At 69.3% G+C, this 15,324-nt stretch carries 7 protein-coding genes; 5 read left to right on the top strand and 2 right to left on the bottom strand.

From position 1 onward, the window contains the following. Positions 1-208: 208 nt before the first annotated feature. The 4 genes from QGN30_RS20340 to QGN30_RS20325 all read left to right on the top strand — a co-directional run bounded on the left by QGN30_RS20340 (position 209) and on the right by QGN30_RS20325 (position 12,785). The gene (locus QGN30_RS20340; protein ID WP_248923570.1) at positions 209-9,463 is read left to right on the top strand and encodes a type I polyketide synthase; all 9,255 of its coding nucleotides are present in this window, start codon (positions 209-211) and stop codon (positions 9,461-9,463) included. 9 nt (positions 9,464-9,472) lie between these two features. Beyond that, on the top strand, positions 9,473-9,865 hold the full coding sequence (gene acpS, locus QGN30_RS20335) for a holo-ACP synthase AcpS (RefSeq protein WP_008255070.1): 393 nt from the start codon (positions 9,473-9,475) through the stop codon (positions 9,863-9,865). A 99-nt stretch (positions 9,866-9,964) separates the two neighbouring features. Beyond that, entirely contained in the window at positions 9,965-11,299 is a 1,335-nt protein-coding gene (locus QGN30_RS20330) for a dipeptidase (RefSeq protein WP_014382142.1), read from the top strand. Between the two features lie 109 nt (positions 11,300-11,408). Continuing rightward, complete coding sequence (locus QGN30_RS20325; RefSeq protein ID WP_014382143.1) at positions 11,409-12,785, top strand: cytochrome P450; 1,377 nt, start codon at positions 11,409-11,411, stop codon at positions 12,783-12,785. On the opposite strand, the gene bcp is transcribed toward QGN30_RS20325, so the two are convergent. Continuing rightward, entirely contained in the window at positions 12,782-13,255 is a 474-nt protein-coding gene (gene bcp, locus QGN30_RS20320) for a thioredoxin-dependent thiol peroxidase (RefSeq protein WP_008255078.1), read from the bottom strand. The genes QGN30_RS20325 and bcp overlap by 4 nt on opposite strands. 104 nt (positions 13,256-13,359) lie before the next feature. Here bcp and QGN30_RS20315 point away from each other — a divergent pair, with 104 nt between their 5' ends. Then, a complete protein-coding gene (locus tag QGN30_RS20315) occupies positions 13,360-13,587 on the top strand; it encodes a DUF3618 domain-containing protein (protein ID WP_008255080.1) in 228 nt (75 codons plus the stop codon). Here the strand turns inward: QGN30_RS20315 and QGN30_RS20310 are convergent. Beyond that, positions 13,574-15,316: a DUF3556 domain-containing protein gene (locus QGN30_RS20310; protein WP_248923571.1), complete on the bottom strand. Its 1,743-nt coding sequence runs from the start codon at positions 15,314-15,316 to the stop codon at positions 13,574-13,576. The genes QGN30_RS20315 and QGN30_RS20310 overlap by 14 nt on opposite strands. Positions 15,317-15,324 lie beyond the last annotated feature (8 nt).

Genomic DNA, 15,324 nt, shown 5'->3' with positions numbered 1-15,324 from the left:
TATGACACTCTTAGTACAGCCGATGAAGTCCGTCGCACCGCTCAGCGCCATCCGGGCGGTCGCCGACAACGCACCGGCCGCCGTTTCCCGGCTGTGATTCGACGCTGAACCACACCGCATCGAGGAGCACTGGCGAGTGCCCACCCTCTGGTGGTGACCGCCCATACGAACCGAGACGTAAAGACGCATACCAGGGGAGACAGAGAAGGTGACAATCCACGAGCATGACCGGGTGTCCGCCGAGCGCGACGGGCAGGGCCCGCAGGGAGGCAAGCACCCAGCCGGGGACACCCACGCTCTTGTCGACCGCCTGACGGCCGGTGAGCCCTACGCCGTGGCGTTCGGTGGCCAGGGCAGCGCCTGGCTGGAGACCCTCGAAGAACTGGTGTCGTCGGCCGGCATCGAATCGGATCTGGCGGGGCTGGTCGGTGAGGTCGAACTGCTCCTCGAGCCGGTGGCAAAAGAGCTGGTCGTGGTGCGTCCCATCGGCTTCGAGCCGCTGACGTGGGTCCGCGCGCTGGCCGCCGAGGACCCGATCCCGTCGAACAAGCACCTGACCTCGGCCGCGGTATCGATCCCGGGCGTGCTGCTCACCCAGATCGCGGCCGTGCGCGCGCTGGCGCGGCAAGGCATGGATCTGAGCGCGACGCCGCCGGTGGCCGTCGCCGGGCATTCCCAGGGCGTGCTCGCCGTCGAGGCGCTCAAGGGCGGGGCCGCTCGCGACGTCGAGCTGCTGGCGTTGGCCCAGCTGATCGGCGCGGCCGGGACGCTGGTGGCCCGTCGCCGCGGGATCTCCGTGCTGGGCGACCGGCCGCCGATGGTGTCGGTCACCAATGCGGACCCCGAGCGCATCAGCCGGCTGCTCGACGAGTTCGCGCAGGACGTGCGGACCGTCCTGCCGCCCGTGCTGTCCATCCGCAACGGCCGCCGTTCGGTCGTCATCACCGGCACCCCCGAGCAGCTGTCCCGCTTCGAGCTCTACTGCCAGCAGATCTCGGAGAAGGAAGAGGCCGACCGGAAGAACAAGCTGCGGGGCGGCGACGTCTTCTCGCCGGTGTTCGATCCGGTGCAGGTCGAGGTGGGCTTCCACACCCCCCGCCTGGCCGACGGCATCGACATCGTCGGCGCCTGGGCCGAGAAGGTGGGCCTGGACGTCGCCCTGGCCCGGGAACTGACGGAATCCATCCTGGTGCGCCCGGTCGACTGGGTGCAGGAGATCACCCGCGTCAACGACGCCGGCGCCCGGTGGATCCTGGACCTGGGTCCCGGTGACATCCTGACCCGGCTGACCGCACCGGTGATCCGCGGCCTGGGTGTGGGCATCGTGCCCGCCGCCACCCGCGGGGGTCAGCGCAACCTCTTCACCGTCGGCGCCGTCCCCGAGGTGGCGCGGGCCTGGTCGAGCTACGCGCCGACGCTGGTTCGCCTGCCCGACGGCCGGGTCAAACTCTCGACCAAGTTCACCCGCCTGACCGGCCGCTCGCCGATTCTGCTCGCGGGCATGACCCCGACCACGGTCGACGCCAAGATCGTGGCCGCCGCGGCCAACGCCGGCCACTGGGCCGAGCTCGCCGGAGGCGGGCAGGTCACCGAGGAGATCTTCGCCAACCGGATCGACGAGCTCTCCGGGCTGCTAGAGGACGGTCGCACCTACCAGTTCAACGCGCTGTTCCTCGACCCCTACCTGTGGAAGCTGCAGGTCGGCGGAAAGCGGTTGGTGCAGAAGGCGCGTCAGTCCGGCGCGGCCATCGACGGGCTGGTCATCAGCGCCGGCATCCCCGAGCTCGAGGAAGCCGTCGAGCTGATCGAGGAGCTGGGCGACGTCGGCATCAGTCACGTCGTCTTCAAGCCCGGCACCGTCGAGCAGATCCGCTCGGTCATCCGCATCGCCACCGAGGTGTCCACCAAACCGGTGATCGCGCACATCGAGGGCGGCCGCGCCGGCGGCCACCACTCCTGGGAAGACCTCGACGACCTGCTGCTGGCGACCTACTCGGAACTGCGGTCGCGCTCCAACATCACCGTCTGCGTCGGCGGCGGCATCGGCACGCCCGAGCGGGCGGCCGACTACCTGTCCGGGCGCTGGGCGCAGGCCTACGGCTTCCCGCTGATGCCGATCGACGGCATCCTGGTCGGCACCGCGGCGATGGCGGCCAAGGAGGCCACGACCTCGCCGTCGGTCAAGCGGATGCTGGTGGAAACCCAGGGCACCGACCAGTGGATCGGCGCCGGGAAAGCCTCCGGTGGCATGGCATCCAGCCGCAGCCAGCTCGGCGCGGACATTCACGAGATCGACAACAGCGCCTCGCGGTGCGGACGGCTGCTCGACGAGGTCGCCGGTGACGCCGACGCCGTGGCTCAGCGCCGCGCCGAGATCATCGCGGCGATGGCCACCACCGCCAAGCCGTACTTCGGCGACGCCGGCGAGATGACCTACCTGCAGTGGCTGCAGCGCTACGTCGAGCTGGCCATCGGGGACGGCGATTCCACCGCCGACACCGCCTCACCGGGCAGCCCGTGGCTGGCCGACACCTGGCGCGACCGTTTCCAGCAGATGTTGCAGCGCGCCGAAGCGCGTTTGCACCCAAAGGATTTCGGCCCCATCGAGACGCTCTTCAACGACGAGGCCCTGCTGGAGAACCCCGGGGCGGCGATCGATCTGCTGCTCGAGCGCTACCCCGACGCCGAGACCGTCCAACTGCACCCGGCCGACGTTCCGTTCTTCGTCACCCTGTGCAAGACGGTGGGCAAGCCGGTCAACTTCGTGCCGGTCATCGACAAGGATGTGCGGCGCTGGTGGCGCAGCGACTCGCTGTGGCAGGCCCACGATGCCCGCTACGACGCCGACCAGGTGTGCATCATTCCGGGCACCGCGGCCGTCGCGGGGATCACCCGAATGGACGAACCCGTCGGTGAACTGCTGGACCGCTTCGAGCAGGCGGCCGTCGACGAGGCGCTGGCCGCCGGGATCGAGCCGACGGCCGTCACGTCGCGCCGCACCGGCCGCGCGGATGTGACCGGGCCGTTGGCCGTCGTGCTGGACGCCCCGGACGTGCAGTGGGCCGGCCGCACCGCGATCAACCCGGTCCACCGGATCGCCGACCCCTCCGAGTGGCTGGTGCACGGAGACTCCGAAGGACCCGAAAGCCGCCGCGCCACGCACTCGTCGACCGGGGCGCGGCTGCAGGTCGAAGGCGACCGCGTCGTCCTCAGCGTCCCGGTGTCAGGGGTCTGGGTCGAGATCCCGTTCACCTTGCCCCCCAACACCGTTGACGGCGCGACGCCGGTGGTCTCCACCGACGACGCCGCCACGGCCATGCGGTCGGTGCTGGCGATCGCCGCCGGCGTCGACGGGCCGGAGTTCATGCCCCCGGTCACCGACGGAACGGCCACCGTCACGGTGGACTGGGACCCCGAGCGCGTCGCCGACCACACCGGTGTCACGGCCACCTTCGGGGAGCCGTTGGCGCCCAGCCTCACCACCGTGCCCGACGCCCTGGTCGGCCCGTGCTGGCCCGCGGTCTTCTCCGCAATCGGTTCGGCGGTTACCGAAACCGGCATCCCGGTGGTGGAGGGGCTGCTGAGCCTGGTGCATCTCGACCACGCCGCGCACATGGTCGGCGCGCTGCCGAAGAACCCGGCCCAATTGACGATCACCGCAACGGCTTTGGCGGCCGCCGACACCGACATGGGGCGCGTCGTTCCCGTCTCGGTCACCATCGCCGGCGCCGACGGTGAGGTGATCGCGACCCTCGACGAGCGCTTTGCGATCCTCGGACGCACCGGTGCCGCAGAACTGGCCGACCCGGTGCGCGCCGGCGGCGCGGTCTCCGAAAACGCCACCGACACTCCGCGTCGGCGCCGCCGCGACGTCACCACCACCGCGCCCGTCGACATGCGACCGTTCGCGGTAGTGTCCGGCGACCACAACCCCATCCACACCGACCGGGCCGCCGCCCTGCTGGCCGGCCTGGAATCGCCCATCGTGCACGGCATGTGGCTGTCGGCGGCCGCCCAGCACGCGGTGACGGCCACCGACGGCCAGGCCCGCCCGCCGGCGCGGCTGATCGGCTGGACCGCCCGCTTCCTGGGCATGGTGCGTCCCGGCGACGAGGTCGCCTTCCGCGTCGACCGTGTCGGAATCGACCAGGGCGCAGAGGTTTTGGAGGTCACCGCCAAGGTTGGATCCGACCTGGTGATGTCAGCGACGGCACGCCTGGCGGCCCCGCACACCGTCTACGCGTTCCCCGGTCAGGGAATTCAGCACAAGGGCATGGGCATGGACGTCCGCGCCCGGTCCAAGGCCGCCCGCAAGGTGTGGGACAAGGCGGACAAGTTCACCCGCGACACACTCGGCTTCTCGGTGTTGCACGTGGTGCGCGACAACCCGACCAGCATCATCGCCAGCGGGGTGCCCTACAACCACCCCGAGGGGGTGCTGTACCTGACGCAGTTCACCCAGGTCGCGATGGCCACGGTGGCGGCGGCGCAGGTCGCCGAGATGCGCGAGCAGGGCGCCTTCGTCGAAGACGCGATCGCCTGCGGGCACTCCGTCGGCGAGTACACCGCGCTGGCCTGCGTGACCGGCATCTATGAGCTGGAAGCGTTGCTGGAGACGGTGTTTCACCGTGGATCGAAGATGCACGACATCGTGCCCCGCGACGAGCTGGGCCGGTCCAACTACCGGCTGGCGGCGATCCGGCCGTCGCAGATCGACCTCCCCGATGACGAGGTCCCGGGGTTCGTCGCGGGAATCGCCGAGAGCACGGGCGAATTCCTCGAGATCGTCAACTTCAACCTGCGCGGCTCGCAGTATGCGATCGCCGGCACGGTCCGCGGGCTCGAGGCGCTGGAGGCCGAGGTGGAGCGGCGTCGCGAGATCACCGGCGGCAAGCGCTCGTTCATCCTGGTGCCGGGCATCGACGTGCCGTTCCACTCGCGGGTGTTGCGGGTGGGCGTCGCGGAGTTCCGGCGCTCCCTTGACCGGGTCATGCCGCGCGACAAGGATCCCGACGTCATCATCGGGCGCTACATCCCCAACCTGGTGCCCCGCCCGTTCACCCTGGACCGCGACTTCATCCAGGAGATCCGTGACCTGGTGCCGGCCGAGCCGCTCGACCCCATCCTCGCCGACTACGACACCTGGCTCGCCGAGCGTCGCATCGAGATGGCGCGCACCGTCCTGATCGAGCTGCTGGCCTGGCAGTTCGCCAGCCCGGTGCGCTGGATCGAGACCCAGGACCTGCTGTTCACCGAGGAGGCCGCCGGCGGCCTGGGTGTGGAGCGGTTCGTCGAGATCGGCGTGAAGTCCGCGCCGACCGTCGCCGGGCTGGCCACCAACACGCTCAAGCTCCCCGAATATGCCCACAGCACAGTCGAAGTGCTCAACGCCGAGCGCGACGCCGCGGTGCTGTTCGCGACCGACACCGATCCCGAGCCGGAGCCCGAGGTCGACGAGGTCGCGGTCGAGGCGCCGGAGGCATCCGGTTCGCCGGTGGAGGCCGCCCCGGCCGCCCCCGCACCGGCGGCCGCCGCATCGGGCCCGCGCCCCGACGACATCGGATTCGACGCCGCCGACGCGACGTTGGCGTTGATCGCGTTGTCGGCCAAGATGCGCATCGACCAGATCGAGGAGCTGGACTCCATCGAATCCATCACCGACGGTGCCTCATCGCGGCGCAACCAGCTGCTGGTGGACCTGGGTTCGGAGCTGAACCTCGGCGCCATCGACGGCGCCGCCGAAGCCGACCTGGCCGGGCTGCGCGCCCAGGTGACCAAGCTGGCGCGCACCTACAAGCCTTACGGCCCAGTGCTTTCCGACGCGATCAACGACCAGCTGCGCACGGTGCTGGGGCCGTCGGGCAAGCGGCCCGCCGCCATCGCCGAGCGGGTCAAGAAGACCTGGGAGCTGGGCGAGGGTTGGGCCAAGCACGTCACGGTCGAAGTCGCGCTGGGAACCCGCGAGGGCACCAGCGTCCGCGGCGGCGCCATGGGTCATCTGCACGAGGGGGCCCTAGCCGACGCCGCCGCCGTCGACAAGGCCATCGACGCCGCGGTCGCGTCCGTCGCCGCGCGCCACGGCATCTCGGTCGCGCTGCCGTCGTCGGGCGGTGGCGGTGGCGGTGCGACCATCGACGCGGCCGCGCTGGGCGAATTCACCGCCCAGATCACCGGACGCGACGGCGTGCTGGCGTCGGCGGCCCGCCTGGTGCTGAACCAGCTGGGCCTCGACGACCCGGTCAGCGCGTCGCCGGCGGCCACCGATGCCGAGCTGATCGACCTGGTGACCGCCGAACTCGGCGCGGACTGGCCACGCCTGGTCGCGCCCGTGTTCGAGCCGAAGAAGGCGGTGCTGTTCGACGACCGGTGGGCCAGCGCCCGCGAGGACCTGGTCAAGCTGTGGCTGACCGACGAGGGCGACATCGACGCCCGGTGGGTGGAGCTGTCCGAAAGGTTCGAGGGCGCAGGCCATGTCGTGGCCACCCAGGCCACCTGGTGGCAGGGCAAGGCCCTGGCCGCGGGCCGGCAGATCCACGCGTCGCTGTTCGGCCGGATCGCGGCCGGCGCCGAGAATCCGGATCCCGGCCCGTATGCACACGAAGTCGCCGTGGTGACGGGGGCCTCCAAGGGCTCGATCGCGGCGTCGGTCGTCGCGCGACTGCTCGACGGCGGCGCCACGGTCATCGCCACAACGTCGAAGCTCGACGACGAGCGGCTGGCGTTCTACCGGGGCCTGTATCGCGACCACGCTCGTTACGGCGCTGCGCTGTGGGTGGTCGCGGCCAACATGGCCTCCTACTCAGATATCGACGCCCTGGTCGAGTGGGTCGGCACCGAGCAGTCCGAAAGCCTTGGGCCGCAGTCGATTCACATCAAGGACGCGCAGACCCCGACGCTGCTGTTCCCGTTCGCGGCGCCGCGCGTCGTCGGCGACCTGTCGGAGGCCGGGTCCCGCTCCGAGATGGAGATGAAGGTGCTGCTGTGGGCGGTGCAGCGATTGATCGGCGGGCTGTCGAAGATCGGCGCCGAGCGCGACATCGCATCGCGGCTGCACGTCGTGCTGCCCGGCTCACCCAACCGGGGAATGTTCGGCGGTGACGGTGCCTACGGTGAGGCCAAGTCGGCGCTCGACGCGTTGGTGAGTCGTTGGCACGCCGAATCCTCGTGGGCGGCAAGGGTCAGCCTGGCGCACGCGCTGATCGGCTGGACCCGCGGCACCGGGCTGATGGGCCACAACGACGCCATCGTCGATGCGGTCGAGGAGGCCGGCGTCACCACGTACTCGACGGACGAGATGGCGGCAATGCTGTTGGCCCTCTGCGACATCGAGTCGAAGGTGGCGGCCGCCGCAGAGCCGATCAAGGCCGACCTGACCGGTGGGCTCGGGGAGGCCAACCTCGACATGGCCGAGCTGGCCGCCAAGGCCCGCGAGCGATCCGCCTCGGGCGAGGACGACGACCCCGAGGCGCCCGAGGCCGAGGGCAGCATCGCCGCGTTGCCGTCCCCGCCGCGGGGCTACAGCCCCGCGCCGCCCCCCGAATGGGCGGACCTCGACGTCGACCTCAACGACCTGGTGGTCATCGTCGGCGGCGCGGAACTCGGGCCGTACGGTTCGTCGCGGACCCGCTTCGAGATGGAGGTGGCCGGCGAGCTGTCGGCGGCCGGTGTGCTCGAGCTGGCCTGGACCACCGGACTGGTCAAGTGGGAGGACGATCCCCAACCCGGTTGGTACGACACCGAATCCGGCGACTTGGTCGACGAGTCGGAGCTGGTCGATCGCTACCACGACGCCGTGGTCGAGCGGTGCGGCATCCGCGAATTCGTCGACGACGGTGCGATCGATCCCGATCACGCCTCACCGCTTCTGGTCAGTGTGTTCCTCGACAAGGACTTCTCGTTCGTGGTGTCCAGCGAGGCCGACGCGCGTGCGTTCGTCGAGTTCGATCCCGAGCACACCGTGGCCCGGCCGGTGCCGGACTCCAGCGACTGGGAGGTGATCCGCAAGGCGGGCACCGAGATCCGCGTTCCGAGAAAGACCAAGCTGTCGCGGACGGTCGGCGCGCAGATCCCCACCGGGTTCGACCCGACGGTGTGGGGCATCACCCCGGACATGGCCAATTCCATTGACCGGGTGGCGCTGTGGAACATCGTGGCGACCGTAGACGCGTTCCTGTCCTCGGGCTTCACCCCGACCGAGCTGCTGCGCTGGGTGCACCCCAGCCTGGTGGCCTCCACGCAGGGCACCGGCATGGGCGGCATGACCTCGATGCAGACCATGTACCACGGCAACCTGCTGGGCCGGGCCAAGCCGAACGACATCCTGCAGGAGGTCCTGCCGAATGTCGTTGCGGCCCACGTCATGCAGTCCTACGTCGGTGGTTACGGCGCGATGGTGCACCCGGTCGCGGCCTGCGCGACGGTCGCGGTGTCGGTCGAGGAGGGCGTGGACAAGATCCGGCTCGGCAAGGCCGAATTCGTGGTCGCCGGTGGGTTCGACGACCTGACCCTGGAGGCCATCATCGGCTTCGGTGACATGGCGGCCACCGCCGACACCGAGATGATGCGGGCCAAGGGCATCAGCGATTCGAAGTTCTCGCGCGCCAACGACCGGCGCCGCCTCGGGTTCCTGGAAGCCCAGGGCGGTGGCACCATCCTGCTGGCCAACGGCGCGCTGGCGGCCAAGATGGGATTGCCGGTGCTGGCCGTGGTCGGCTACGCACAGAGCTTCGCCGACGGTGTGCACACCTCGATCCCGGCGCCCGGGCTCGGAGGCCTCGGCGCCGGCCGCGGTGGCAAGGACTCGCAGCTGGCCCGCTCGCTGGCCAAGCTGGGCGTGGGAGCCGACGACATCGCGGTCGTGTCCAAGCACGACACCTCGACGCTGGCCAACGACCCCAACGAGACCGAGCTGCACGAGCGGTTGGCCGACTCGATGGGCCGGTCGCCTGGCAACCCGCTGTTCGTGGTGAGCCAGAAGACCCTCACCGGTCACAGCAAGGGTGGCGCGGCAGCGTTCCAGCTGATGGGCCTGTGCCAGATGCTGCGTGACGGCGTCATCCCGCCCAACCGCAGCCTGGATTGCGTCGACGACGAGCTGGCCACCGCCGGTCACTTCGTCTGGGTGCGTGAGGCTTTGGACCTGCGCGGCAAGTTCCCGCTCAAGGCCGGTCTGGTGACCAGCCTCGGCTTCGGCCACGTGTCGGGTCTGATCGCACTGGTGCACCCGCAGGCGTTCATCGCCGCGCTGGACCCGGCCGATCGGGACGGCTACCGCAAGCGGGCCGAGCAGCGCCTGCTGGCCGGTCAGCGTCGGCTGGCCTCCGCGATCGCCGGCGGGCGTCCGATGTATGAGAAGCCGGCCGACCGGCGGTTCAACCACGACGAGCCGGAGAAGCGTCAGGAGGCGGCGATGTTGCTCAACGCCGACGCCCGCCTCGGCGAAGACGATCTTTACGTCGGCTAGGGTCGGTGCGTGGCGATCGTCGGAGTAGGCATCGATCTCGTCTCCATCCCGGATTTCGCCGAGCAGGTCGACCAGCCGGGAACTGTCTTCGCCGAGACGTTCACCCCGGGTGAGCGCCGCGACGCCTCGGACAAGAGTTCGTCGGCGGCGCGTCACCTGGCGGCTCGGTGGGCGGCCAAGGAGGCGGTGATCAAGGCATGGTCAGGGTCTCGCTTCGCGCAGCGGCCCGTGCTGCCCGAGGACATCCACCGCGACATCGAGGTGGTCACCGATATGTGGGGGCGGCCGCGGGTGCGGTTGAGCGGCGACATCGCCAAACACCTGGCCGATGTGATCATTCACGTGTCGTTGACGCACGAGGGGGACACCGCTGCCGCCGTGGCGATCCTGGAGACGACGTAGGCTCCTCCCTTTGTCTTTGAGTGTGGGTCCTCTGGGCGAATTCACGCCGGTCTTCGTATCTAGCCCCCACGCTCGACGGCGCGTGCGTAGGAGGAAGGCATGAGCGATCTGGTTGACCGCGTCCGCGAGGTGCTGCCGTCGGTGCGGCGCGACCTGGAAGACCTGGTGCGCATCGAATCGGTGTGGGCCGATCCCGGCCGACGCTCCGAGGTGCACCGCAGCGCCCAGGCGGTGGCAGATCTGTTGTCACAGGCCGGTTTCGGCGACGTGCAGATCGTCAGCGAGGGGGGAGCGCCCGCGGTCATCGCGCGTCATCCCGCGCCGCGCGGCGCGCCGACCGTGCTGCTGTATGCCCATCACGACGTGCAGCCCGAGGGCGACCGCGGCCAGTGGACGTCGCCGCCGTTCGAGCCCACCGAACGTGACGGGCGGCTCTACGGCCGCGGCAGCGCCGACGACAAGGCCGGTATCGCAACGCATTTGGCGGCCTTTCGCGCGCATGGCGGCAAGCCCCCCGTCGGCGTGACGGTGTTCGTCGAGGGCGAAGAGGAATCCGGTTCGCCCTCGCTCGCCCGATTGCTTGCGGCCCACCGCGACACGCTGGCCGCCGACGTGATCGTCATCGCCGACTCGGACAATTGGAGCGCCGACACCCCGGCGCTGACGGTGTCGCTGCGGGGTCTGGTCGACTGCGTGGTCGAGGTCGCCACGCTCGACCACGGGCTGCACTCCGGCCTGTGGGGCGGGGTGGTGCCCGACGCGCTCAGCGTCCTGGTGCGGTTGCTGGCCAGCCTGCACGACGACGACGGCAACGTGGCCGTGGCGGGCCTGCACGAAACCGACACCGCCGCGCTGAACTACCCCGACTACCCGGCCGAGCGGGTCCGCACCCACTCCGGCCTGCTCGACGGCGTGTCCGAGATCGGGTCGGGCTCGGTGCCGCAACGGCTGTGGGCCAAACCCGCGATCATGGTGATCGGCATCGACACCACCCCCATCGAGAAGGCGTCGAACACGCTGATCCCGCGGGCGCGGGCCAAGATCAGCATGCGGGTGGCTCCCGGCGGCGACGCCGCCGCGCACCTGGACGCCCTGACCGCCCATTTGCAAAGCCACGCACCGTGGGGCGCCCACGTCAGCGTCACCCGCGGCGACCTCGGCGAGCCCTACGCCATCGAGGCCAGCGGCGACGTCTACGACGCGGCCCGCGCGGCGTTCCGGCGGGCGTGGGGGGCCGAGCCCATCGACATGGGCATGGGCGGCTCCATCCCGTTCATCGCGGAATTCGCCGCCGCCTTCCCGCAGGCAAAGATCCTCGTCACCGGCGTGGAAGACCCGGGTACCCAGGCGCACAGCATCAACGAGAGCCTGCACCTGGGGGTGCTGGAACGCGCCGCGATCAGCGAGGCGCTGCTGCTGGCCAATCTGGCCTGAGAGCGCGGCTGAGCGGGAAACTCGCCTGCCCGAATGCTTAACGAGACCGATAGTCTCGTCGCATACTGCTTCTACAGGCAGCAGCCACTCGTCCGCAGGAGACGCCACCGTGAGTACGGAAGACACCCTCACCGGCATCACGCGCACCAAGGCCGGCAAGACCCACCGTTACCACTTCGATCGCCACACCCCGGAGTACCGCGAGCGGTTCACTGCAATCACCGAGGAGATGCACGCCAAGTGCCCGGTGGCGTGGACCGACACCTACGACGGGCATTGGGTGGCGGCGGGCAGCCGGGAGGTCTTCGAGCTCGCGCGATGCCCGCACGTGTCCAACGACCATGACGTCACCGGCGAAGGCACCGGCTACAAGGGCATCACCATTCCCACGATTCCGCAGGCCACCGGCGTGCGTGGCGGCATGCTCGAGATGGATGAACCCGAGCACTCCGCCTACCGCAGCATCCTCAACCCCTACCTGTCGCCGGCGGCCATCAAACGCTGGAAGCCATTCGTCGACGAGATCGTGCGGGCCAGCATCGACGAGAAGATCGAAACCGGGCGGATCGACTTCGTCGACGATCTCGCGAACGTCGTGCCGGCCGTCCTGACGCTGGCCCTGATGGGCGTTCCGCTGAAGAAGTGGCAGCTCTATTGCGAGCCGGCCCACGCCAACGTCTACACTCCCGCCGATTCCCCGGACGCCCCAAGGGTTTTGGAGCAGACGATGGCGATGGGCGCGGACCTGTTCAACCACCTCCTCGAGATCCGCGAGCACCCGCGCCCCGGCATCGTGGACGCGCTGGCACGACTGCGGATCGACGGCGAACCCGCCCCCGACGCCGAACTGCTCGGAATGCTCGGCCTGATCATCGGCGGAGGTTTCGACACGACGACGGCGTTGACCGCGCACGCGCTCGAATGGCTCGGCGAAAATCCCGAGCAGCGCGAACTGCTGAGGCGGGAATCGGACACGTTGCTCGCCTCGGCGACCGAGGAATTCCTGCGTTTCTTCACGCCCGCGCCGGGGGACGGCCGCACGATCGCCGCCGATCTCGAGATCGCGGGCACGCAGTTCAAGGAGGGCGATCGCCTGTGGCTGTCCTGGGCGATGGCCAACCGCGATCCCGCGGTGTTCCCCGATCCGAATCGATTGGACCTCGCTCGAAAGAACAACCGGCACTTCAGCTTTGGTCTAGGCATCCACCGCTGCATCGGCTCGAATGTCGCGCGGGTGGTGTTCAAGTCGATGCTCACGGCGGTCCTCGACCGGATGCCCGACTACCGCTGCGACCCCGAAGGCACCGTGCACTATCCGACCATCGGCGTGATCCAGGGCATGCAGCACCTTCCGGCGACCTTCACCCCCGGCAGGCGGCTTGGCCCGGGGATCGACGAGACGCTGGAGAAACTGCAGCGGGTGTGCGACGAACAGGGGATCGCGCGGCCGATCACCGAGTACGCCGAGGCCGCCGTAATCAGCTAGACGGACAGGTCGCGGCGCAGCTTGGCGACGTGGCCGGTCGCTTTCACGTTGTACTGCGCGACGGCGATCTTGCCCTTCTCGTCGACCACGAACGTCGAGCGGATGACGCCCGTGACGGTCTTGCCGTACATCTGCTTTTCGCCGTAGGCGCCATAGGCCGTCAGCACTTTGCGGTCGGGATCGGACAGCAGCGGGAACGTCAGCCCCTCCGCGTCACGGAATTTGGCGAGCTTCTCCGGCTTGTCGGGGGAGATGCCGATGACGTCGAGGCCCGCGCCGTTGAGCTCGGCCAGGCTGTCCCGAAAGTCGCACGCCTGCTTGGTGCACCCGGGAGTCGACGCGGCCGGATAGAAGTAGACGATGACCCGGCGCCCCTTGTAGTCGGCCAGCGACACCTTGTTGCCGTCGGCGTCGGGCAGGTTGAAGGAGGGCGCTTTGTCGCCGGGTGCAAGCCGCGTGGTCTCGGTCAAGGTGGGGCCCTTTCTGTTCACCGGAGCGTCGGGGTTACCGCCAGCTGATCTAGGGTAGTTCGGGCAGGTGCATGAGCCGGATAGTGGGCGACTTGGAGGACACAGTGGCGGACCGCGACCCCGAAGCCATCAAGCGAGACATCGACGTCGCCCGTGACCAGCTGGCGGCCACCGTCGACTCCCTCGCCGAGCGGGCAAACCCGCGTCGCCTCGCCGACGACCTCAAGGCCCGGGTGATCGGGTTCGTGCAGAAGCCCGTGGTGCTGGCGTCGCTGGCCGGGGTCGGGGCGTTGGTCGTCGTGGTGGCGGTGCGCCGCGTCAGGAACCGCTGACGCGGTCGCTCTGGACGTACACCGGAATGTTGTCGGCCCAGGGCTGATTCACCACCATGTCGGCGACCTCGCAGTAGCCGCGTTCGAATTCCCCGGTCGCCGCGTCGACCAGCCGGTATTCCTGCCGTTGCCGGTGGATGGGCTGGGCGTCGAGGATCACCACCCGCACCTCGCCGGGCTCGAATCCGCACCGTTGCTGCAGCGCCTCGATGAGGCACTCGTTGTGCATGTGCCCGTCGCCGAAGTTCCAGCCGAGAACCATTGAGCACAGGACTTCACCCTCGCACAGGTTGTAGTCGTCCTCGTCGTAGTCGGCCATCGCCCGGTGCGCCAGGGTGAGCAGCGCGCGCCCGTGGGTGTTCATGCCGCGGAAGGCGAGCGCGAGGTGAAGCGGTACCAGGGTTTCCTCTTTGCTGCCGTACAACCGCTCGAGCTGCAGGTGCTGCATCGGGCCGAGCGCGCGTGAGCCGACGCGGAACTTCTCGTCGGCCGACGGGCGGACGCACCACAGGGTGGTGTCCCAGTTGCCGGCGTAGTAGCGCATGCCGGGCAGGAAGGAGACCTTGCGCGGGTAGAGGTTTCCCGCGGCGACGGTCCCGGCCATCACCGCGAACAGGATCCCGATCGGCCACGGGTTGCCGATGTTCGACAGGCCCAAGGGCGCGTGCGTGACGAACAGCCACAGCACGCCGAAGATCATGAACACGTTCCATTCCAGCGGCACGCCCATCGGAAAGGCCAGCAGGATGTTCAGGTGGAACACGATCATCACGAACGCCGCGAGCGCCGTCGGCCAGCCGCCGTGGGAGAACAACAGCACCAGCGGCACCAGCCCTTCGACCGCGGTCGAGAAGTGGGCGATGAAACCCGCCAGCGCGCTGGGCCGCAAATCGTCGGGATAGCGCTTGAACATCGACCGTTTGAGCGGTCCCGACGGGATGAACGGATTGTTCGCCAGCATCGTCGAGATCACGAACGGGAAGTGTTTGTTGAGTTTAGATGTCGCCGCGCCCAGCCAGATCACCATGAAGACGACCTTGGCACCGACGACGATGTCCGCCCCGGCGAACAGGAACGTCAGCGCCAGCGGCGCGTACACCTCGCCGCGCGCGGCCAGGAAGATCACCTTGTCGCGCAAGCTGATTAGGGCCAGGACCGCCAGGACGGCGACGGTCTGCCACCGCGGCAGCACGCCGATCGCGGTGTCCAGGGCGGGAATCGGGCCGGTGCCGTCGGACAGCAGCGCGAACACCAGCAGCGCCAGCAGGATGCCGTAGAGCAACGCGTCGACGGGAGTTCTGTTGCTGCCCTTGGTCAGTGGCACCCGGTCGGGCCAGGGCGGCAACCGGATGGTGCCGGGGCGCAGCCAGTACAGGATGGAACCCATCGGTGGGAAGTAGCGCCCGGCGAGCGGACCGAAACAGCATCCGAGGCCGACGACTTCGAACAGCATCGTGTACAGCACGGCCTTTTGGAACACGATCGGCTCCGCCCACCAGGCGCTGACCTGGGTGAAGCCACCGATGCCGCGCGTGGACCATGCGAACAGCCAGCCCCCGAGGATGTACAGCGCGATCTTCACGCCGTACATCACGTGCATCACCAGCGGGGTGCCGAACCCGTGCTGGGCGATGTGGCGGGCCATCGGCACGATGCGTTCGGCGCGTGGTCGTGCGCTCCAGTCGGCCACGTCGACGACGACGGGCAGATTGGGCCGGATGAACCCCATTGCAGCTC

This window comes from Mycobacterium sp. 3-98, assembly GCF_035918355.1.
Taxonomy (GTDB): Bacteria; Actinomycetota; Actinomycetes; order Mycobacteriales; family Mycobacteriaceae; genus Mycobacterium; species Mycobacterium intracellulare.
This window is presented reverse-complemented; position numbering and strand designations above follow the sequence as displayed.

Bases quoted from the DNA above. Each gene is read 5' to 3' on its own strand.
- QGN30_RS20330 (WP_014382142.1), top strand. From the start codon at position 9,965: ATGAGCGATCTGGTTGACCGCGTCCGCGAGGTGCTGCCGTCGGTGCGG.
- QGN30_RS20310 (WP_248923571.1), bottom strand. From the start codon at position 15,316: ATGGGGTTCATCCGGCCCAATCTGCCCGTCGTCGTCGACGTGGCCGAC.